Source organism: Streptomyces sp. NPDC056231, assembly GCF_048270745.1.
GTDB lineage: Bacteria > Actinomycetota > Actinomycetes > Streptomycetales > Streptomycetaceae > Streptomyces.
On record NZ_JBLVKW010000107.1, the window covers coordinates 1 to 20,072 of the forward strand.

Genomic DNA, 20,072 nt, shown 5'->3' on the forward strand with positions numbered 1-20,072 from the left:
GCCTTCTTCGCCCTCGACACCCAGGTGCTCAGGGTGGTCTCGTTGATCCCCAGGTCCTTCGCGACCTGCGCGATCGGCCGACCGGTCTCGGAGACAATCCGCACAGCCCCCTCACGGAACTCCGCGTTGAACTTCCGTCGCTTCTCTCCCATGACCCCCAACTTCCCCTACAGTCACGGCCTCTACGCTACGAGGGGAAGGTCATCACAGCCTTCAGCCCGCGAAGGGTGAAACGTCGGGGAGTGCGGTGCAGGACGCTCATCCTTCGAACGATGAGTCCTTCTGGTGCAAGACGTGCTCCGTCGAAGATCCCGGATCAACTGCAGGCAACCTTGCTCAGGACTCCGAGGACCGGACCCAGGGCACGCGCGGAAGCGGAACAGGCAGTGGCTGAGTGCGAGAGCTCCGCCCCCGCCGCGTATCTCGCGTGCTCCGTTCGAGCGGCGTTTGTCGTTACGGTGAGTAGCAGCACGCGACGTTTCATGTGTAGCGGGTTCTCTGATGAACCGTCACTGGACGCGGTGGAGGCTCTGCACGTTTGGGGGAAGCCCGGCACCAGCGGATGCTCGTGAAGACCTTCCCTGCAGGCCGGCAGCCATGATACGGATCGCAGGGAGTCGGGCGAAAAGCGCCTCCCCTGGGCAGTCAGTGGCATAGCCGTCGCGGTGGCCGGAAATGGCATCGAATTCTGCTGAAGTTCCCTTCGCATAGCGGCTCTTGTCGTTCGTGGACGTGAGCCGCACCTTGCTGGTGGGATCGATGTCGCGCAGGCTGAGTTTCCAGGCCGCGAGCGCCGCGATCGCATGTTCCATGGCCGCGGGCACTGGCGTCCCTCTTCCGAAGGTGCCAATCGCGGCGATCCCCGCAGTGCCTTGGTTGAACCCGAGGGTGTGGGAGCCGATGACGGGACGGTCCGCACCGCCGGCACGGCCTTCGTAAATGGTGCCGCATTTGTCAACGAGGAAGTTATAGCCGAGGTCTCCCCATCGCCGGTCACGGGTCTGGCCCGTATACAGATTGCGCAGGGTACGCGGGACGTCCGCGCAGTCGTAGCCGTTGGGAGTGTCGGTGTGATGGATGAAGACCGCCGCCACTCCTTCCGCGTAGTGGGCATGGGGGTCGCGCTGGGTCTCGTCGGCTTGCCATTGGATCCGCGACACGATGGCGGGCCGAGGCGCTGTATGGGGGAATGCCACTGCCATCGCCATGAGGGCTGGGAACGGCCGCACGGCTTCGATAGCCGGCTCCGGAAGCGCTCCGGCCTGCCACACCGAAAGCGAAAGAGGGCCTCCCGGCATCGTCCTTCCGACGGCACCGGCCGTCGTCACCCCGGGCGGTGCCGCCATGAGAGGAACTGCCATAGGAATCGTGAACCACAGCGCTATTCTGTACAAACGCACAGGAAAAACCTTCTTTAGTCTTTCGCCGAGTGGACGGCGGGAGCGCTTATGGCCAATAGCTTTGCCACAGGAGGTTCGCCGCGCGCGCCGGGTTACTGCAGTCAGGCGAGCACGTCTACACACCTCCCAGCTCCCCCAGAGCCAAGCGTGAGCCCTTCCGACGTCAGGAGGGGTGCTCGCCGGCCTGGCAGATTTCGGCATGCGTGCTGTTACTGCCGCCGCTTTCCTCGCTTGAGTCGACGCCCTCAAACGACACTCGGAGCTGGGAGCCGGCGCCCCGGTACGACTTGCCTTCGATGCGTCGGTCACCACCCAGCCGCGTCTCACCCTCACAGCCGGTCGGCGCCCGCGCCGACCGTAAGAGCGGCGAGGGCGTCAGTTCTCGGGACGCGTGGGGGCGAAGCCGCGCTGCAGGTAGACGGCGCTGCCCTCGGCCAAAGCGCGGGAGGAGGCGTGCAGGCGGCGGGCCAGGTGCGGGGCGAACAGGGCGTCCCACTCGACGGAGGTGGCCAGCCGCCATTCGGCAAGCTCGTCCGAGTCCAGGTGGATTCGGTTCTCGCACTCGTCCTGGGACATCAGACCGCCGTCGAAGAGGTAGTTGACGAGTGGTGGACGGCCATCGGCCTGCTCCGGTACCCAGTCGACGACCAGCAGTCGGCCCGGCGCGAGGTCGATCCCCAGCTCTTCCCTGACCTCGCGCCGGGCTGCCTGCAGTGGGTCCTCTCCCGCATCCAGCCCGCCGCCGGGGATCTCCCAGGTGTCGTCACGGTAGGACGGTTTGACCACCAGGATGCGGTCTGCTGCGTCACGGATGATCGCTCCGGCCCCGGCGATGTGCTTGGGCAGCGAGGCGTAATAGTCGTCGGCGGGCAACTTCGTAGGACTCATGAAATAGGACGCTAAGGGCTGTCCGTGCTGCGAGACCAGGGCGAGATGTTCGGACCGGTGGCCTCCACGCCCACGGCCTGGCGACTGCTGGCCGGCATCGACCAGGCCGTACTCGCCCGGCTGTGGTCGGCCCGCGCCGCCGCGCGGGCTGCGGCAAAGACACCTGCTTCGGGCGCTTCCCCCTCACGTCACTTCCAGGTCAACGCCGTCTGGCTGGAGATGTCCTTGCGGTCAGAACGGCAGTGAAGGATTCGGGGCTGTCGCGCGCCGCTTGGCCATTCCCGAGCAGTCTCCTTCGAGGCGTTACTGCCGGCGGACGAGGGTGTCGTCGGACGGTGGGTGCATGGCGTTCCTCCCGGGTGTCAGGAGGTGCGCTGGGGCCAAGGGACGTCGATCTCAACGGGCGCGGCGTAGTCGATGCCGGGCACCGCGAAACCGTAGAGCTGCTGCACCTGGACTGTGAACCAGTCGAGGTCGGCGAGGGTCGGGATGTTCTCCGTGGTGGCGGTCTTCCAACGTTCGGCGACGGCCTCCTGGACATCGGGGGTCAGCTCCCAGGTGTCGAGGCGGATGCGGCCCTCGTCGTCGACGTCGAGGGGCGCGGTGCCAGTGAGTTGGTCCCAGAGTTGGGTGAGCTGGGCGATCGGCGGGACCATGGTGTCTTCGAGGACGCCGCGCAGCAAGCCGACATAGAGCGCAATACCGGGAATGGCCGTGCTGGACTGGGTGACGGCAGCCCCGTTGACTGAGGTCAGGGCTCGGCCGTCGAATTCCTTGACGAGCCGGTCGTTCAGGTCGCGGGCGGTCTGTTCCAGATGGGCCTTGGCCGCACCGATGGTGCCCTGCCGGTAGATCGCGGCGGTCAGCGGCGATCCGATGTAGGACAGGGCGACAGTGGCAAACCCTTGTGCCAACAGGTCGCGCCCGGCGAGGTGGTCGATCCAGCGGGCCCAGTCCGTGCCGCCCATGACTGCGACGGTCTGTTCGATGTCGTCGCCCTCGGCCGGCCCGGTCTCGACTCCCGTGACTTCGGGTGCCCCATCGCCGTCGAAGACGAGGGTCTTCGTGCGGTGATTCTCACCGATCGGCTTGAGCACGGACGCGTACGTAACACCGGTATCGGGATCGGTGCGGCGGGGGGCTGCAACGGAATAGACGAGGTAGTCGAGCTTCCCGCCGAACCGTTCGTCGAGAAGGTCGGCGACCTGGTCCTTCAGGGTGTCGGAGAACGCGTCGCCGTTGAGGAACACGAAGTCCCGCCCGTGCTTCACGGCCAGCTCGGCCGTTGCGGCAGTCCGGTACCAGCCGGCCGTTGCAGTTCGATGACCGGGCGCCTTCTCGAAGGACACGCCGACGCCCCGGATACCGGCCCTGGCGAGTCCTGCGATGGTGGCGGCCAGCCCATACCCGGCGGACGAGCCGATCACAAGCGCGACGGGCGCTTCGTCCGCGTCCGTACGACCCTCCTGCGCCGGTTCGGGGACGGCCTGCCACATGTCCTGGACGAGCCGGGTGCAGCCGGCAGGGTGTGAGTCGAGGAACAGAAAGCCACGGGAGCGGGAACTGACGATGCGTTCGGTCATGAGGGGTTGTCCTTGCCGGTCGACATGTCCAGGGGATGCGGCGACCACCGGAGTACTCACCGCGTCCTGCAAGTCTCGGACCGTACGGATCCGGGTGGTCACCTTGCCGGGAACAGTAATGACGAGGCGACCTTGAGGGTTTCCACCATTGCGAGCAGGGCCAGACCGGCCAGGGCTCCAGCACCCCATAGGACTCCGAGCACTCGGTCACCGGCCTGTCTGCTCTCCTGACGCCGCCCCTGCAGCGAGGACGTCCCCGCCCTGTTTCCCATCGGCTGAGCGCACCAGGAGGTTAGCCCTACCTGGAGCGGGCAGGTAGCAGCATCGCCCCGGACGGCCGCATCCGGAAATGCTGGGCCTGGCACATGCCGCTGGTTTCCCAACGATTCCCCCGGAGTTGACTCGTGCGCGAGCAGGCACGGCAGAGGTCCCCTTTGGCCGAGGCGGCAGCGGGGCGGTCGGCGCAGAGCATGGCGGCCGCGGCCGCGGCGGTCGTCGACGTCATGACGATGAGTGCCCTGGCGCCGCCCACGGCGTTTGCCGTCGCCAGGCGGGACACCGTCCAGCAGGGCCTGGTCGGCGGCCGCCTCCTCCCAGCGGCCCAGCTCGCCCAGATGCGCACCACCGTCCCCGCCGGACACCCCTTTGGCTCCGGCATCCGCTACGGACTGGGATTCGTGAGCACGCCGCTGTCGTGCGGCGGTGTCTCCTGGGGCCACGGCGGTAGCTTCCCGAGATACGAGGCCCGGGGCGGCGTCACCGACGACGGCCGTGCCGCCGACGTCGCGGTGACCATCCAGCCGACCGACAAGGCAGCCATGAAGCATGTCGAGAGTGTCGTGGACACGGCCCTGTGCCGCTGAGCCGCGCCGGTGAGGGACCGGCCGGCAAGTCAGGAGCGGAGCCAGAGGTGGTCCCTCGGCACCGTCCCGGGATCTCGGGAGGAGAGTTCCCGGTGAACTATGTCCCTGAGTGGCTGCGCGCCTCCCCCGAACCTGCGGCCCACGTTCCAGCGCGGTCGGCAGTGTCAGCGGGCGACTGCGTCCTGCTCCTCATCAAAATCACGTTCGGCCTGCTGATGGCGGGGCAGGGCTTCCCAAAAGCTCTTCGGCCTGTTCGGTGGCGAGGGCCTCGCCGCCATCGGCCCCGGGCGGCTCGCCCTGGACCACCTCTTCCGCTGGAGAAAGGGTGGCTGACGCGAGGCAGGTTTCGCTCTGTGTCTCGGTGGCATTGGCGCCGCCATCGTGCTGAGCCTCCAAGGGCTGTCCCGTAACCCCTGATGGATCAGCGCGCGGCGTCAGATGTGGTGCATCGCCAGGTGGAGGGGCGTCCTCACACTGGGTGTATTCGGGATACTGGGCGTATTCGGGCGTTCCGACAACGCAGCGAGGTGCCGCAGCTGTCGTCGTACGCCCGCCAGGGATTACGGGACGGCCCCCAGCCTGGCCATTTCTCTGAGGCGAGGCCAGTTGGCCTTCGAACCTTGCTGTGCGAGCCTCTTTTGTCCAGGTCAGATCAGTGCGGCACGCACGTCGGCGAGCGCCTCGTCGAGCGTGGTCGCAACGTTCTCGTGACCGCTGAAGCCGTCGTCCTCGCACGGGTCGACGGTCCAGCCCCAGCCGCTTTCAGGGTGCCCGTCGATGGTTGCGGCGTGCTTGCCCTTGGTGATGGTGATGGAGAGGTTCCCAGCCGGGAAGGTTTCGATTTCGGCGCGCGCCGTCTCACCGAAGGCGTGGTGGATGGCGTCGCGGGCTTCCTGCTCGGTGGTCATGGGTACTCCTGGTGGACGGTGACGACGATGGTGCGGCCGCTGGGGTCGGCGAGGGGGCGGCCGACCGAAGAGATCGAGGGCGCCGTCGGGCGTGGTGAGTCCGAGGGGTGGGGGTGAGCCCGAGGACGGTGCCATCCGTGCGGGTGGCACAGTACTCGGGGCAGGTTCCGTGCTGCTCTTTGGTGAAAGTGGACGTCATCAGCAGGTTATCCCCCGATGGCGCCTGCACTCCGGTATTCCCTGTCCGCGCAGCACGGGATGTCTGCGCGGGCCAGGGAGCCGATGATGCCGTGGGTACGGGCTGCGCGGAGGCCATGGCCCGCGCCGGGCGACGAGGTGCACAGCGGACGACCGAATGGATCGGCGCTGACCCGAACGTTCATCCCGTGCTTGCGATGATTCCCGGAACAGTACGGCCGATCGGCGGCGATCCGGCGGTGCCTCCGATTCCGTGCCGGAACCTTCGGCACTGAGCCGGGCCGCGAGAGTTGATTGCGGTTCAGCGGTATCCGGTGGCGTCGGCGGGCTTGCCCGCGTCCTGAACCTCGACGATGTACCGCCAGGCGTTTGGTCGGCTGCCGTCGACGTCGGTGAAGCCGTAGACCCGGGCGAGCTGACCGGCGGACAACGACTGCCCGTTCCAACGGCTCACCTGGGGATCGGCGGCCAGGGCAGCGACGGCTCGCCCGACGTAGAACGGGGTCTCGGAGATGCAGAAGTGCGGCTCTCCCTCCAGCGCGTCATGCCACGATTCCTCGGTCACACCGAAGTGGTCGAGCATGATCTCCGAACGCATCCACCCGGGCGTCAGTGCCACCGCTGTGCCACCCCGCGGACCGAGTTCGTGCCCCAGTGCGAAGGCCATGCGCAGCACCGCGGCCTTGGCCAGATCGTAGAAGAACGAGACCCGGTAGTTGTCCCGGTTGTACTCGGCGGTGCCGTCGGTCATCTCGACCACCAGACCGCCGTTGTTCCGCAGGAGGAGGGGAAGAGCGTGGTGGCTGGTGATTGCATGCGTCTCCACCGCGAGCCGGAGCAGCCGCAGTCCCTTGTCGAGGTCGTGCTCCCACACGGGGGCGTCCCATTCGAAGAGGAGTTCACCACCCCAGATGTCGTTGACCAGGATGTCCAGCCGGCCTTGTTCGGATGCAATGCGATCCACCAGGCTTCGGACCTGGGAAGGAACCAAGTGGTCGGTCGGGACCGCGATGCCGCGGCCTCCCGCCTCGGTCACGAGATCGGCGGTGGCCTCGATGGTCTCAGGGCGGTTGTACTCCGAGCGTTGCCCCCGTGTGCTTCGGCCAGTTACGTAGACGGTAGCCCCAGCCATGCCGAGTTCCACCGCGATTGCCCTGCCGGCTCCCCGCGTCGCCCCTGCGACGAGAGCGACCTTTCCGTCCAGTGTTGCTGACATGCGTGTCCTTCCGTGTTCTTGACGCGCTGCGGCGGCGCCCGTGCGAGCACCGCCGACAGGATGCTTGCGCAGAATCCAGACACCTTCTGTCGTGTTTTCCCAAGCACGGCGTGGACGATTCGCATGCTCAGTCCAGGGCCTTGCCGCACCTCAGTAACCCGGCGCACAGGCAGGCCGAGAGGAGCAATGAATGCTGCGGCCGCAGTGGGATGTTGCTTCCCCTTGTGGTCACCGGCTGCGACTCCCACGTTCCGGTCACTGTCGGCGCAACTCACTGAACCAGCGCACGATCGCCGACGTGGCCGCGACATTGGACCCCAGGTGACGGGATCCGTGGTAGTCGACATCGCCGAGATCGACGACCGGGGCGGCCACGCCGTTCCTGAGCAGAGCCGCCTGGCAGTGCGCGGTGTTGGCGGTGACGGCCTGCTCGTCCCCGCTCGCCATGTAGAGCCGGACCGGGGTACGGGGGGCCCAGTCGGTGCATACGGCGTCGGTTGTGCGAAGCGCCGCCGCCATCCGCCCCGTCGGATGCGTAAGCAGGTCGCGGCCGTGCTCGGTCAGCAGCTCGTCCAGAGCGCCCGGGGTGCCCCGCATCAGCTGCTCCCCCGTGTGGGCGCCGTCGAAGAGCGCCTCGACGGTGCTGTCATAAGGGGCGCGGAAGACCTCGCCAGGGCTGTCGTAGATGTGGTGCAGCCTGTTGAACGCCACCAGGGTGTACGCCGCGTACAGCACACTGGACTTGCGTTCGAGTCTGCCCTCGAGCAGCGCGGGCAACTCCGCGCCGCCGAAGTCGTACGCGCCGCTGACCGGTGCCAGCGCGCCCACCCGGAACCACCGGTCCTCACCCGCCTCCAGGACCCGGCCGAGGCCCAGAACTGCCGACGCTCCCTGCGAGAAGCCGGTGATCATGACCTTGCGCTCCAGCGCATGTCCGGTGCGCGCCACGAAGGCGCGGGCCGCCCGCAGCATGTCCAGGGATGCCGTGGTCTCGGAGCCGATGTCCATCCAGGGGTGCAAACCGGGTCCCTTGCCCATCCCCAGATAGTCGGGCGCGACCCCTGCGGCACCGGCCGCCGCGTGCGCGATCACCGGCGCGGACACGAACTCGCCGCGCCGCATGGACGGGGAATCGTCCTTGTGACTGCCAGTACCGTGGGCGAAGGAGACCGCCTGCAACCGTCCCTCGCTGGTGAGCGGCAGCACAAGCAGCCCGCTCGCCGTGGTGGGCCGTCCGTACGGATCGACGGTCCGGTAGACCAGCCGGTACGCGACCACGCCGTACCGGACGGTGTCGTCTTCGAACCCGGCCGCGCCCAGCTCCGCGGTCACGGCCTACGGGGTCGCGAGCGTGTACAGCTTCTCGGCGGAGACCAGCGAGCCCCGGCCATGGTCTTCGTGCTGCACCTGCGTCCGGGCATGAGCGGCGGGCGCAGCGGCGGCAGTGGCGACGGCCGGCCCGCTCAGCAGCAGTCCGCAGCAGGCGGCTGCCACGGCCGCCCGGAGACCGCCGCGGTACCGGGTTCCGCTGCGCGCCGACGGTGAGGCGGGAATGACCACGAGTTCCTCCAAGTGTGTTTCAACAAGGGCTAGTTCAGCCTCACTTGTGACCAACCTCGACGCACTGGTGCAAGCCCCCGGGCCTTCCTGGTGCATGCCCCAGGGATATGTGCTGCAAGAGGTCCGGGACGCACCCGATCGTCCGGGAACAGAGTTCGCCTTCGTCGCTCAGCGGTCCTGACCGTCGCGACGCTGCTGCCCAGCCGCTGAGCACCGGGCTCGCACACTCTCACTCGCAGTAGCCGGCTGAACCCCTCAGCCACAACCATCTACGCATCCGTGTTAGGGCGTATTTCGAGAATCCCGCCTGCCGGACGGACGACGCTGCTTTGGAAACACGCCCTAGAAGTCGAGCTCGACGTAGTCGATGTCAGTGAATTCGACCAGGAGTCCGTCGGCGCGGCGGCCACGGTCCTTGAAGTACTGCTCCTGGAGTCCTTCGGCGACGACGGCCTGGAGCTGCTCGTCCGTGGCGCCGACAGCCTGGGCGTCGAAGAGGCGGGCGGCGTACTCGGGCGGGAGGTGCTGAGTGATCAGCCTGATGCGCCCGTCGTCCGTAGTGCCGGGCGCTGCGGTGAACCCGAACCTCGCCCTCGTCTCCACCACGATGCCGGTGGTGGTGGCGGCCTGCTTCTTCGCTTTCTCCTTCACTCGCGGCTGCCACCGCATGCGGACCTCACCGGCAAGCCGGGCCGCGAGGTCCGCATGCGGCTTCTTGAACTCACCCTTGACGTACCGTTCGACGGTGCGCTGGGAAATGTCCAGCAGCTCGGCCACGGCCCTGGTGCCCTTGTACTGCTTGACCAGGAACCGCATCTGCGCGGGAGCCCCCTTGGGGATGGGGCGGGTGGCGGTGCCGGCTGCGGCTTTGTCGAGGCTGTCTCCGATGATGCCCACCGGGCGCTCCTACTCTCCGTCGATCGCGGCGTCGTGCAGGTTCGCGCCATCATTGTCATTCCGGACCGCGGTGACCTGCTGCTCGTGCTGCTGTCTCATCGGACGTCCCGCGGTTTCCGTCTCAGTTCGGTGGCATTTCCTCATGCCGCATCGCCTTGCTGATCCTCGTCGGGCTTCCAGGCCTGGTCGAACCAGGCGATGAAGTCCCTCACGGTTCCGACGCGGGCGATCCTCTCGTGGATCGCCCGCTGGTCGTGGCCGGGAAGGAAGTCGCCCCGGCTGATGGGCTTGCCGCATCCGCAGTTGCACTCGCGGTTGCCCAGAGGTGAGTCGAAGTAAGTGATGGGGTTCTGCTGGGCACCGTTCGGGGCAGGCTTGCCGACGTAGTGATCGTGGACCGGATGCCCGGGGCCAAGGATGCGCCCTTCGAACGCCCGTCGCCCACCACACACGTCGACAACCCGGTCGATCTCCATAGCTTGGCGGATGATCCCGCGTCCGTTGACAACCGCGAACCGCTCGCGTTCGACGCGCGATCCGGGCATCACCCAGACTCCGCGGGCGATCTCGTAGAGCTGCCGGTCGGACAGCCCGTCGCTCCAGCCGATCTGCGAGCGCCGGAGCGGATCACTGTTCGGATCGACGTCCTTCTTCTTGCCGAGAGTGATCTGAATCATCGCGCCTCCCTGCGAGGCCGCCTCGTGGGTGGTCGGAGAGGCCGAGGCAACTCGCTCAGAATAGACCATGCACCCCCGTTATAACGGGGTATGGGGGATCGCATCTTGGAGGGCGATCGGCCTCTCCCTGGGCGGGGTCGGGGCGACAGGCCGGGAGGACAACGACGGCTACGCGTGGTGTCTCCTGACGTTGGTTCCCCGTCGGACGGCCGCCCCCTGCCCCGCTCGCATCGTGGCCTTGCACGCACGGACGTAGGTGGCGAGTGACTCGTGCGGCCCGGCAGGCTCGCTATATGATCAGTCGTCGAGGGTGAACTGCGATGCCGGGGAGGCAGGGTGTACGAGCTGGTGCTCCGAGTAGATGCCGGGCCCACGGCGTCCGATGAACAAGTGGAGCGTCAAGTACGCAGCCTTTACCGGGACTTGCGAACGCTCGGCCTGTTCAATGTGGAGCGCAAGCAGGCTCCCGCACCGGCCGGCTCGATGGCCTCCGCCGGGTACGAAATCGGAGCCCTCGTTGTCAGCGGCGCCTTCTCGGCTGCGGCACTGAAGGCGATGAGCAACGTCCTGGTGGCGTACATTCAGCGCTCCAAGGCCCGTTCTGTGGAATGGGAGTTCGACGGAAACAAGGGCACGTTCCAGGCGCTCTCCGCGAAGGACCAGAACAAGCTGGTCGACATCGTGGCCTCGCGGATCGCCGCAGGAGTCAGCGCGGACGGCGGCAACGGGGAGCCGGGAGACAGCGATGGCAGGACGCCGGATCGCACTGCTGGTCGCGACTGACGGATACGTCGACCCTGGCCTGAGCCAGCTCCGGTCGCCCGCGCGCGGCGCCGGCGAGCTGGAAGCCCTGTTAAAGGACGAGGCGGTGGGCCGCTTCGACTTCGTCCGTACGCTCACCAACCGGCCCAAAGAGGAGATCGAGCGAGAGATCGAGGCGCTGCTCAGCAATCGCGCGCCCGACGATCTGGTCCTGCTCTACCTCGCCTGCCACGGCATCAGGAACGACACCGACCGGCTGTTCTTCGCGACTATCGGAACGGACCTGAGCCGCCCACACACCACCGCCGTCCGCGCAGACCTCATCCATCAGCTCCTGGACGAGTGCGAGGCCCGCACCAAGATCGTGCTCCTCGATTGCTGCTACAGCGGCCTCTTCCACCGGGCCACTCCCATGTCTCCCGCGCCGGTCGACGTGGAGGCGGCACTGGTCGGCCGCGGCACCTTCGTGATCACTGCTTCCACCGCGCTCGAGTACGCCTACGAGGGAGACCAGCTCACGCTGGACAACGCCCGGCCCGTGGCACGCTTCACCGCCGCGATCAATGAGGGGCTCAGCACCGGACTGGCCGATCTCGACCGTGACGGTGTCATCACACCCGACGAGCTGTACACGTATGTACACGACGCCGTCGTCAACCAGAGCGGCCCGGAACAGACGCCCACCAAGTCCGGCCAATGCGAGGGACATGTCCCCCTCGCCTACGCTGCGCGCACCGACCCCTCTACCGGCTTGCCCTCGCAGGGGGCACGGGCGAACGAACTAGTACTGGGGACGCTCCTCCCTCCGCCGGTCGACACCCCGGACCGAGGGTTCATCTGCGACTCGTGGGAGGGTGCGTCCCGGCTCATAGCGCCGATCGGCCGTACGGCTACGACCTCTGGCGGCGAGCTCATGTGCCTGGACCTCTCCAACCGGAGCGGGAACGCAGCGGTCGTCGGCAGGCTGGGCAGCGGCAAGACGACACTGCTGCGTGTCCTCGCAATGTCGCTGGCGCTGACCCATACGCCGCACGAGGTGGAACTGTATCTCCTGGAGGGAGCCGTCAACCGGCTGGGTGTGCTGCGGTCGATGCCGCACGTGAAGAAGGTCGCCGCGGCACACGAGCACGAGACGGTCGCGGAGGTCCTGACGGCGTTGAAGGACGCCATCGCCGCCCGGCGGGCTCTGTTCCGGGACCTGGACATCGACTCCGTCGAGGAGTTCCGCGAGCTGCGGGCAGCGGGACGGCTGCCGCGCGACAGCGCCAGCGATGTCTTCCTCGTGATCGACGGCTGGCTCGACTTCGACTGGGAGATACCCGAGTTCGCTCAAGAGGTCCACCGGCTTGCCAACACCGGCCTGAACTACGGACTCCACCTCCTCGTCTCCGCCCGGCGCTGGAGCGACTTCGGGGCGAGTCTGCTGGGCCTGCTCGGAACCCGTGTCGAACTGCCCCTGGACGACCCGTCAGAGTCACAGATCGATGCGACTCTCTCAGCGAGCCTCGGGATCGGCTGGGCCCTGTCGCTCCGACGGCGCTTCCGTGTGGCTGTGCCCCACCTGGAGGAGGTCACCGGCTCCGCAGAGGCCAGACAGGCCCTGGCTGAGACAACACAGCGGATGAGGGAACGCTGGCTCGGCGTGCAGCCGGACACGGCGCCCCCGCCCCGCATCGACATCCCGTTCACGAAACTGTTCGACATCGGCGACGCTGAGCGGTTCGACGTGCCCCGCACTTGGTCGCATCGCCCACCCCAGGAGCGGCTGCGGGTGCCGATCGGGGTCAGCGAGGACGGCCAGCCCGTCATGCTCGACCTCAAGGAAGCAGCACACGGCGGGATGGGGCCACACGGCCTGTGCGTCGGCGCCACCGGCTCCGGCAAGTCGGAACTGCTGCGCACGCTGACCCTCGGCCTCGCCGTCACGCACTCGTCGGAGACACTGAACTTCGTCCTGGCCGACTTCAAGGGCGGTGCCACCTTCGCCGGCATGTCGGATCTGCCGCATGTTTCGGCATTCATCACCAATCTCGCCGACGAACTGACCCTCGTGGACCGCATGAGCGACGCCATCAGCGGCGAGCTCATGCGCCGCCAGGAACTGCTGCGCGCTGCGGGCAACTATCCCAATGTCTCCCAGTACGAAATGGCGCGCGCGGCGGGTGCCCCGCTGGATCCCCTCCCCTCGCTACTCATCGTGATCGACGAGTTCTCCGAACTCCTCACCGTACGGCCTGAGTTCATCGACCTCTTCGCCCAGATCGCCCGCATCGGCCGCTCGCTCGGTGTGCACCTGCTGCTTGCCTCACAGCGCCTGGAGGAGAGCAAGCTACGCGGCCTTGACACATACCTCTCGTACCGGATCGGTCTGCGGACCTTCTCGGCCGCCGAATCCCGCACGGCGATTGGAGTCCCGGACGCCTACCACCTGCCTCCCGTACCGGGCTCCGGCTATCTCAAGCACGACACCGACCACATGACCCGCTTCCGAGCGGCATACGTCTCGGCCCCCTACGCACCGGAACAAGCCCCGGACACCGCAGACGGCACCATCGTCGAAGATGTCTTCGCGGACAGCCTGCTGGACGTGCTGGTCCACCGAATCTCAGGCCAGGGGCCACCCGCGCACCAGATCTGGCTGCCTCCGCTGGACGTCCCGGCCACCCTCGACCAGTTGCTGCCAGCACTGGCGGCCTCGCCGGAACGCGGCCTGCACCCTCCGGCATACGAGGGGCTGGGCAGACTCCGAATCCCGGTTGGACTGGTTGACCGGCCCGACCAGCAGCGCCGCGATCTGATGTACCTCGACTTCTCGGCCGCGGCTGGGCACGGCCTGATCGTCGGCGCACCCCAGACGGGCAAGTCGACGCTGCTGCGTACTGTCATCTGCTCACTCGCCCTGACCCACACGCCGTCCGAAGTCCAGTTCTACTGCCTGGACTTCGGCGGCGGAGGCATGCAGCAGATCCAGCATCTGCCACATGTGGGAGGGGTGACCTCGCGGCTCGCGCCGGATCACGTCCGGCGTACCGTCGCCGAGGTCGCCGGCGTACTCGCCGTGCGGGAGGAGTTCTTCCGGACCCATGGCATCGACTCCATGGCCGCGTACCGCAAGGGACGCGCGGCAGGAAAGTGGCCGGATCAACAGTGGGGCGACGTTTTCCTGGTCATCGACGGCTGGTCAGGCTTCAAGCACGAGTACGAGCAACTGGAAGAGAGCATTCTCGACCTCGGGACACGCGGCCTCGGCTACGGCGTCCATCTGCTGCTCGCGACCACCCGCTACGGCGACGTCCGCCCAGCGCTACGAGATTACTTCGGCACGCGAGTCGAGTTGCGTCTCACCGACCCGATGGAATCGGAGATCGCACGAAAGGTGGCGGCGGATGTTCCAGTCGGTGCGCCGGGCCGCGGTTTGGCCCCCGACAGGTTCCATTTCTTGGCCGCCGTGCCTCGGCTCGTCCACGAGCCGAGCGCGCCCACAGGACTGGCAGATGCCACAGCGGACTTCGTCGATACCATCCGATCACAGTGGACAGGGCCGACCGCCCCGCCCGTACGCGTCCTGCCCACGCTGCTGCCCGTGGACTCGCTCCCCCTGAACTTCGGCCGCTCCAAGGCCGAAATCGCCCTGGGCCTTGACGAAACGACTTTGTTGCCCTTCGGCATCGACTTCGAGATCGACCCGTATCTGGTCGTTCTCGGGGAGAGCGAGTCCGGGAAGACATCACTGCTGCGACTACTCGCCCAGAGGATCAGCGAGCGGTACACGCCTCAGGAAGCACAACTGGTGGTCGTCGACTACCGGCGTTCACTGCTGGATGAGCTGCCCTCGGAGTATGTGGCGGAATATGTCCCCAACGGCCTGGAACTGCCGTCCCATGTCGAGGCTCTGACCGACCTCGCAGCAAGGCGGATGCCCCCGCCGAACATCACCCCGGAAGAGCTGCGAAACCGGAGCTGGTACACGACGCCCGACATCTTCCTGCTCGTGGACGACTATGACCTCGTCGCGACCGCCTCGGGCAACCCGCTCCACCCCCTCCTGGACTACCTCCCGTTCGCTCGGGACATCGGCCTCCGCATCGTGCTGTGCCGCAATTCGGCGGGGGCGGGGCGGTCGATGTACGAACCCGTCATGCAGTACCTGCGGGAACAGGGCGCGCGCGGCCTCACACTCTCGGGCGACAAGTCCGAGGGCGCGCTCATCGGTTCGGTGACCCCTCACCGTCGGCCACCCGGCCGGGCCACGCTCACCGGCCGACGTGGCATGCCGCGGCAGGTCCAGCTGGCCTACCAGCCTCCGCGTGCCAGCTGATGGGTGAGGGAGGGGTCGGCGTACGAGTGACGGCAGACCAGCGGTTCTCAATGTCGTGTCGGATCGGCCACTCAGATGACATCGCGACCGAGAAAATGACACGGAAAGTGAGAACCTACACGTCGGTTCCCTTCATGTGGCGGGCCGGATTGTGTCCTTCGTCGAGCATCTGCACAGCCCACAGCATTTCCTGAGTGCCCTCGTGCTTGACCATCCCCGGGGACACACCGAGCCGGAACGTACCCGGGGCCGGCTTCCCGTCGGCGGTGTGCGGCAGGAAGTCCAGCGGGGACGGCCCGTCGGAGAGGTAGACGGCACAGTCCGACAGCAGTGCGATCGGGAGCAATGCGTCCTCCCCAAGCATCAGGTGCCCGGCGGGGGCCGGAGCGGTCTGTGTCGCCAACGCCGTCTTCACCACCTTGCGGTGCATGTTGATGCGGGCGGCGGAGATGACTGCGGCACGGATGTCGGGGCGCCACGTCGAACGCTCCAGTGCGGGCCACCGCTCGCCGAACTTGTACCCGGTGCCCTGGGGACGCTCGCGCAGCTTGCCGATGCCGCCCTTGACCGTCGACTTGATGGCTGACAAGACCGCAGCCATGCCCGGGTCGGTCTGCTTGTGCGTCATCATCGCGGCAAGGAACTCGGTCTCGGTCATGCCCGGGACGATGCCCAGGTCACCCATCGTCTGCTTGTACGCCTCAGCAAGGCGCTTGTACCAGGGGTCCAGGTACGCACCCGACTCGGTGCGGATCCAGCCTTCCAGCGGCCGGATGGCGACCGGCAGCTTGTAGGTGTCGATGAGCTCGGCGGCGTAAGCGACGGTCGGTGTCGCGTACCAGGCCGGGCCTTCCGGGCGGGTACCGTGCGGTGTGAACGGGCTGGGCAGGCGCGGGTCCAGCTCGATGCCGGAGAGGTCGACCAGCCAGCTCCCGGGTGTCTTCTTGTCGAACACTGGGGCCGTGACGTGGACTGGTGCGCACAGGCCGACAACGAGCCGGTTCGCGGCGGCGAGGAACGCGGTGTTGACATCGATGCCGACTGCGAACGTCCTGGTGCACTCTGTGTCGGTGAGCAGTTGGGGGTCACGGGTCCACTCGTACGCCTCCTCGTCCAGGACCTCCCCCGTGGTGCGCTGATGGGTGCGCGGGTAGAGGGCGGCAACGATCGGGTGCTCGTCCGGGGCCTCCACCGGTGCCGGGTCGACCGGGCCGGGGAGCGAGCCGGGCACCGGCCCGGACACCCAGGCGTCGGTGTCCTCGTTCCGTACAGCGCGAGTCGGCGGGCGCAGCGCGGTCATCGTTTCCAGGCCGGAAACGGCAGTGGAGCCGCAGGGGGTGATGACGCGAGTCGCGTAGGTGCCGAGTACATCGGCGATGCCAGCCGGGTCCATCTGGTCGGTGTGGCCCCAGGAGCGGGCGTCGAGAGCGCCCCAGGGCAGGACCGCAAACTGCACACACTGGCGGTGTCCGCCGGAGGCAGGGCGGTAGATCCGCGCCCAGGGGCCGAACCCGCGCCGGGTCAGCTTCCACTTCGCCCTGGTGATCTGCTTGACGACCTTGTGGTCCTCGGGCAGCCGCAGGCCGCGCCGGTCCTCCAGGCGCTCGGGGAGCCCGAGCCGTTCAGCGGCCGCGCTGGTGAGGACGATCAGCGGGTCGGCGTCCTTGCCGGACGGGTGCAGGCGCGGCGCGCCCAGGTGCGCGTCGGCGAGGGTCCAGTCGACCAGCTCGGGAATGGTTCTGGCGGGACAGTCGAGGACGAGTCCGCCGAGGCAGTACAGCGAGCCGTCGCCGTCCAGCACACCGAGCGGACCGTTTGCACAGCCCGGATCGGCGGCGGCTCGGGCGGGGGTCGGCTTCGGGGTGGCCCTCCGTACGGCCGGGCGCCGCGACATCGGTGGGGTAATGCTCGCCGAACTGTCCGGACGGGCACCCGTCGTCGGAGCCGGGGCCGGGACGGACTGCGGCGTGGTGTCGGGTTCGGCGGCCGGCCGTGCGGGCAGCGGACGGGATTCCGTAGCGGTGCCTGCCGTTTCGGGAGGCGGGACCTGACCGGCCACGACGGCGTCGGCCGGGTAGAGCTCGGCAAGTTTCTCCAACAGCCGGGCGTACGCCTCGCGCTGCGGCGGTCGTGGTTCGGTCTTCCCGCTCTCCCACGACACCACGGTCGGCCGACGCACCCTGAGCGCTTTGGCGACCTGGTCCTGGGTCAACCCATGAGCTTTGCGCAGGCGTTCCCGCTCGGCCGGCGGTGGAAGCGGGGAAGCGGACGCGATCAGGGCGTCAATCGCATCGAACAACTCGGACATGAAAACCTCCACACCCATCCTACAACGGCAAACGCACATTTCGCGTACGAAGATCGTACAATGCGCGTACATTTGACCTGTCTCATGGAGAGATTGACTCGCCGAGTGACGCGGCGAAGTTCGCGGTGACTGAGGCGGCCTGCCGGTCGGTGGGCTGGGACTTGGCGCGGGTCGGGACGCCGGATGCGGTGCTGATGGCGAACGTGCGGTGGCTGGCCGGCTACCGGCATCCGCGGGCGCACCGCCCGGAGGTCGCCGATCGCCTGGTGGAGGCGGTCGCTGACGGCGCCGGTCTTCGGAGATCGAGTAGCGGCTCGGCAACCCCGAAGGCGTCCCGACGCTCATCGCGAACTGTGCCGGCGCAGCCGCTACGGAACTATGCACAACGAGCTCAGCGTCCATCCCGACGTACAAGATCACGGATGGCAACGGAGACCCGGGACATGACAGACACAGCCACTCGATACCTCTACCTCGCTCGGCACGGTGAAGCGTCAGAAGATGAGACGACCCTGACGGAAAGCGGCCGGCGCCAAGCCGTTCTGCTCGGTGAACGGCTCCAGAGCACCCCACTGTCGGCGATCTACCACGGTCCACTGCCCCGGGCGCAGCAGACGGCCCGGCTGATCAGCGTACAACTTGACACCGTCCCACTGCATCAGTCGGAACTGGCCGGCGACTACGTCCCCTACCTACCTACGAAGGACGAGCTGCCGCCGGATTCGGCCGACGCCATGCTCGCCTTCCTCGCCCAGGTTCCGGAAGAGGAGCGCAACCGCGGTCCAGCACTGGCCCGGGAAGCACTCGCAGAATTCACAGGTCCGGTCGACGGCGATCGCCCCCGCCACGAACTGCTCGTCACCCACAACTTCCTCATCGGATGGCTGATCCGAGCCGCCCTCGAGGCACCCGAGTGGCGCTGGATGGGCCTCAACCACGGCAACGCGGCTCTGACGGTCATCCGATACGCACCCGGCAGGCCGTCCTCCGTGCTGTTCTACAACGACATGCGACACCTGCCCGCAGAACTGCGCTGGACCGGCTTCCCGCCCGAACTCCACATCTGACCAAGACGGCCGGTTGCCCGGACTTGAGTGAGACGACCTCGCGAAACCCGTCTCACTCAAGTCCGGGAACCGCAGGTCAGGGGCCCGCCTTGCCCGGACATATCTGCCGAGTAGCCGAGGGGAATCTCACCCCTCGGCTCTCACAGAACCGTGCGTAACAGTCTCCCGTTACACGGCTCTTGTCGTTCTGATCGTCAGACCACCACGGCACTCACTGTCACGGTGAGTCGCCAGTGCGCGAACATGCGGGGGTATCGCCGGGCGATCTCCTGCATCTTCGCGAGGGCCTTGCGTTTGGCCTTGAGCCGCTTGTGTTTCTGGCGGATCCAGCGCACCAGGTAGGCATTGATGCGCATCACGAAGGGATGCAGCTCCCACGGCCGGAAACGGCCGTAGTAGTTGATCCAGCCTGCCACGACGGGGTTGATCCATCGGGCAAGGTCGTTGAAGGACAGATCCGAGCGGGTGTGCAGCTGCCATGAGCGCACCTCCCGCCCCATCTTCTTCAGGGCGTCGTTGCTGACAGCCGGGTCGAACGACAGGAACAATCTGCCGTGCCGATTCCGGTTGCGTCTGGCACGGAAGGTGTAACCGAGGAACGTGAACGCCGTGTGCTCGAAGGAGCCGTGGCGTCTGCCGTCCTTGCAGTACACGATCCGGGTCTTGGCCGGGTGCAGGTGCAGCCCGACCTCGGCCATCCTGTCCGCGAGCGCGGCCAGCACCTGACGGGCCTGGCGCTCGGTGACGCAGTGCACCACCGCGTCGTCCGCATAGCGTTCGAACCAGACGGACGGGAACTCCCGGGCCATCCAGGCGTCGAACGCGTAGTGCAGGAACAGGTTCGCCAGCACGGGAGAAACCGGGGCCCCTTGCGGGGTCCCGCGCTCCCGTTCCAGCAGGGTGCCGTCGGGCATCTTGAGCGGGGCGGCAAGCCACCTCCGGACATACAACTTCACCCAAACGGCGTCAGTGTGCGCTTCCACCGCCTTGACCAGCAGGTCCCAGGGCACGCTGTCGAAGAACTGGGAGATGTCGAACTCGACCACCCAGTCCCGTTTCCAACAGCGGTCTCGGCACTTCTCCACCGCGTCCAAGGCTGACCGTCCGGGCCGGTATCCGAAGCTGTCCGGATGGAAAACAGGATCCACCCGTCGCGTTAGATGCCGAGCCACCACGGTCTGCGCCACCCGATCGGCGACAGCGGGAATGCCAAGCATTCTCGTGCCGCGTCCCTGTGGCTTGGGAATGGCCACCGCACGCACCGGAGGCGGAAAGTACGAGCCCGACGACATCCGGTTCCAGACCTTGTAGAGGTTGTTCCTCAGGTCCTTCTGAGCCCCGTGGGTTCAGGGAAACCGAAGCTTCTTCAGCGCGAACCCACGGGTCCGCCAGTGTGCTTCAGGCCGCCGCATCCGTGGGTTCGAGTG

Annotated in this window: 16 protein-coding genes and 1 pseudogene; 5 read left to right on the top strand and 12 right to left on the bottom strand. The window is 67.3% G+C overall.

Annotated features, from left to right (window positions below; all coding sequences use genetic code 11):
• The 3 genes from ACNPQM_RS39735 to ACNPQM_RS39745 form a co-directional block, all read right to left on the bottom strand.
• Window positions 1-152: transposase (locus tag ACNPQM_RS39735; protein WP_418087808.1), on the bottom strand; the 152-nt coding region annotated here is incomplete at its 3' end.
• Window positions 153-509: 357 nt separating this feature from the next.
• Window positions 510-1,346, bottom strand: coding sequence for a peptidoglycan recognition protein (locus tag ACNPQM_RS39740; protein ID WP_418087796.1), 837 nt, complete (start codon window positions 1,344-1,346; stop codon window positions 510-512).
• Window positions 1,347-1,775: 429 nt separating this feature from the next.
• Window positions 1,776-2,288, bottom strand: coding sequence for an NUDIX domain-containing protein (locus tag ACNPQM_RS39745; RefSeq protein ID WP_418087797.1), 513 nt, complete (start codon window positions 2,286-2,288; stop codon window positions 1,776-1,778).
• A gap of 24 nt (window positions 2,289-2,312) precedes the next feature.
• On the opposite strand from ACNPQM_RS39745, the gene ACNPQM_RS39750 reads away from it, so the two are divergent.
• Entirely contained in the window at window positions 2,313-2,534 is a 222-nt protein-coding gene (locus ACNPQM_RS39750) for a hypothetical protein (RefSeq protein ID WP_418087798.1), read from the top strand.
• Window positions 2,535-2,650: 116 nt separating this feature from the next.
• Here the strand turns inward: ACNPQM_RS39750 and fabV are convergent, their stop codons facing one another.
• Entirely contained in the window at window positions 2,651-3,871 is a 1,221-nt protein-coding gene (fabV, locus tag ACNPQM_RS39755) for an enoyl-[acyl-carrier-protein] reductase FabV (protein ID WP_418087799.1), read from the bottom strand.
• Window positions 3,872-4,443: 572 nt separating this feature from the next.
• On the opposite strand from fabV, the pseudogene ACNPQM_RS39760 reads away from it, so the two are divergent.
• Window positions 4,444-4,734: pseudogene (locus ACNPQM_RS39760) on the top strand (serine hydrolase); the annotation flags it as partial.
• A 647-nt stretch (window positions 4,735-5,381) separates the two neighbouring features.
• On the opposite strand, the gene ACNPQM_RS39765 reads toward ACNPQM_RS39760, so the two are convergent.
• The 6 genes from ACNPQM_RS39765 to ACNPQM_RS39790 form a co-directional block, all read right to left on the bottom strand.
• Window positions 5,382-5,642 carry a hypothetical protein gene (locus tag ACNPQM_RS39765; protein WP_358862391.1) on the bottom strand — a complete coding sequence of 87 codons (261 nt, stop codon included), beginning with the start codon at window positions 5,640-5,642 and terminating at the stop codon, window positions 5,382-5,384.
• A 499-nt stretch (window positions 5,643-6,141) separates the two neighbouring features.
• A complete protein-coding gene (locus ACNPQM_RS39770; protein WP_418087800.1) occupies window positions 6,142-7,056 on the bottom strand; it encodes an SDR family oxidoreductase in 915 nt (304 codons plus the stop codon).
• A gap of 255 nt (window positions 7,057-7,311) precedes the next feature.
• Window positions 7,312-8,388 carry a lipase gene (locus ACNPQM_RS39775; protein ID WP_418087801.1) on the bottom strand — a complete coding sequence of 359 codons (1,077 nt, stop codon included), beginning with the start codon at window positions 8,386-8,388 and terminating at the stop codon, window positions 7,312-7,314.
• Window positions 8,389-8,391: 3 nt separating this feature from the next.
• Complete coding sequence (locus tag ACNPQM_RS39780; protein WP_418087802.1) at window positions 8,392-8,616, bottom strand: hypothetical protein; 225 nt, start codon at window positions 8,614-8,616, stop codon at window positions 8,392-8,394.
• A gap of 342 nt (window positions 8,617-8,958) precedes the next feature.
• Window positions 8,959-9,513 carry a telomere-protecting terminal protein Tpg gene (gene tpg, locus ACNPQM_RS39785; protein WP_358862394.1) on the bottom strand — a complete coding sequence of 185 codons (555 nt, stop codon included), beginning with the start codon at window positions 9,511-9,513 and terminating at the stop codon, window positions 8,959-8,961.
• A gap of 140 nt (window positions 9,514-9,653) precedes the next feature.
• Entirely contained in the window at window positions 9,654-10,190 is a 537-nt protein-coding gene (locus ACNPQM_RS39790; RefSeq protein ID WP_418087803.1) for a hypothetical protein, read from the bottom strand.
• Window positions 10,191-10,580: 390 nt separating this feature from the next.
• Here ACNPQM_RS39790 and ACNPQM_RS39795 point away from each other — a divergent pair, with 390 nt between their 5' ends.
• On the top strand, window positions 10,581-10,973 hold the full coding sequence (locus ACNPQM_RS39795) for a hypothetical protein (protein WP_418087804.1): 393 nt from the start codon (window positions 10,581-10,583) through the stop codon (window positions 10,971-10,973).
• Window positions 10,936-15,270 (top strand): type VII secretion protein EccCb, encoded by a 4,335-nt coding sequence (eccCb, locus tag ACNPQM_RS39800; RefSeq protein ID WP_418087805.1) that lies wholly within the window; start codon window positions 10,936-10,938, stop codon window positions 15,268-15,270. The genes ACNPQM_RS39795 and eccCb overlap by 38 nt, the downstream gene beginning before the upstream one ends.
• A 115-nt stretch (window positions 15,271-15,385) precedes the next feature.
• Here the strand turns inward: eccCb and tap are convergent, their stop codons facing one another.
• Window positions 15,386-17,578: a telomere-associated protein Tap gene (tap, locus tag ACNPQM_RS39805; RefSeq protein WP_418087806.1), complete on the bottom strand. Its 2,193-nt coding sequence runs from the start codon at window positions 17,576-17,578 to the stop codon at window positions 15,386-15,388.
• A gap of 443 nt (window positions 17,579-18,021) precedes the next feature.
• Between tap and ACNPQM_RS39810 the strand changes: the two genes are divergently transcribed.
• A complete protein-coding gene (locus ACNPQM_RS39810) occupies window positions 18,022-18,645 on the top strand; it encodes a histidine phosphatase family protein (protein WP_418087807.1) in 624 nt (207 codons plus the stop codon).
• A gap of 194 nt (window positions 18,646-18,839) precedes the next feature.
• Here the strand turns inward: ACNPQM_RS39810 and ltrA are convergent, their stop codons facing one another.
• A complete protein-coding gene (gene ltrA / locus ACNPQM_RS39815; RefSeq protein ID WP_418087809.1) occupies window positions 18,840-19,970 on the bottom strand; it encodes a group II intron reverse transcriptase/maturase in 1,131 nt (376 codons plus the stop codon).
• Window positions 19,971-20,072: the final 102 nt, after the last annotated feature.

Excerpts from the sequence above, each read along its gene's own strand:
- ACNPQM_RS39740 (WP_418087796.1), bottom strand. The coding sequence starts at position 1,346 with ATGGCGGCACCGCCCGGGGTGACGACGGCCGGTGCCGTCGGAAGGACG.
- ACNPQM_RS39745 (WP_418087797.1), bottom strand. The coding sequence starts at position 2,288 with ATGAGTCCTACGAAGTTGCCCGCCGACGACTATTACGCCTCGCTGCCC.
- fabV (WP_418087799.1), bottom strand. The coding sequence starts at position 3,871 with ATGACCGAACGCATCGTCAGTTCCCGCTCCCGTGGCTTTCTGTTCCTC.
- ACNPQM_RS39765 (WP_358862391.1), bottom strand. The coding sequence starts at position 5,642 with ATGACCACCGAGCAGGAAGCCCGCGACGCCATCCACCACGCCTTCGGT.
- ACNPQM_RS39770 (WP_418087800.1), bottom strand. The coding sequence starts at position 7,056 with ATGTCAGCAACACTGGACGGAAAGGTCGCTCTCGTCGCAGGGGCGACG.
- ACNPQM_RS39790 (WP_418087803.1), bottom strand. The coding sequence starts at position 10,190 with ATGATTCAGATCACTCTCGGCAAGAAGAAGGACGTCGATCCGAACAGT.
- eccCb (WP_418087805.1), top strand. The coding sequence starts at position 10,936 with ATGGCAGGACGCCGGATCGCACTGCTGGTCGCGACTGACGGATACGTC.
- tap (WP_418087806.1), bottom strand. The coding sequence starts at position 17,578 with ATGTCCGAGTTGTTCGATGCGATTGACGCCCTGATCGCGTCCGCTTCC.
- ACNPQM_RS39810 (WP_418087807.1), top strand. The coding sequence starts at position 18,022 with ATGACAGACACAGCCACTCGATACCTCTACCTCGCTCGGCACGGTGAA.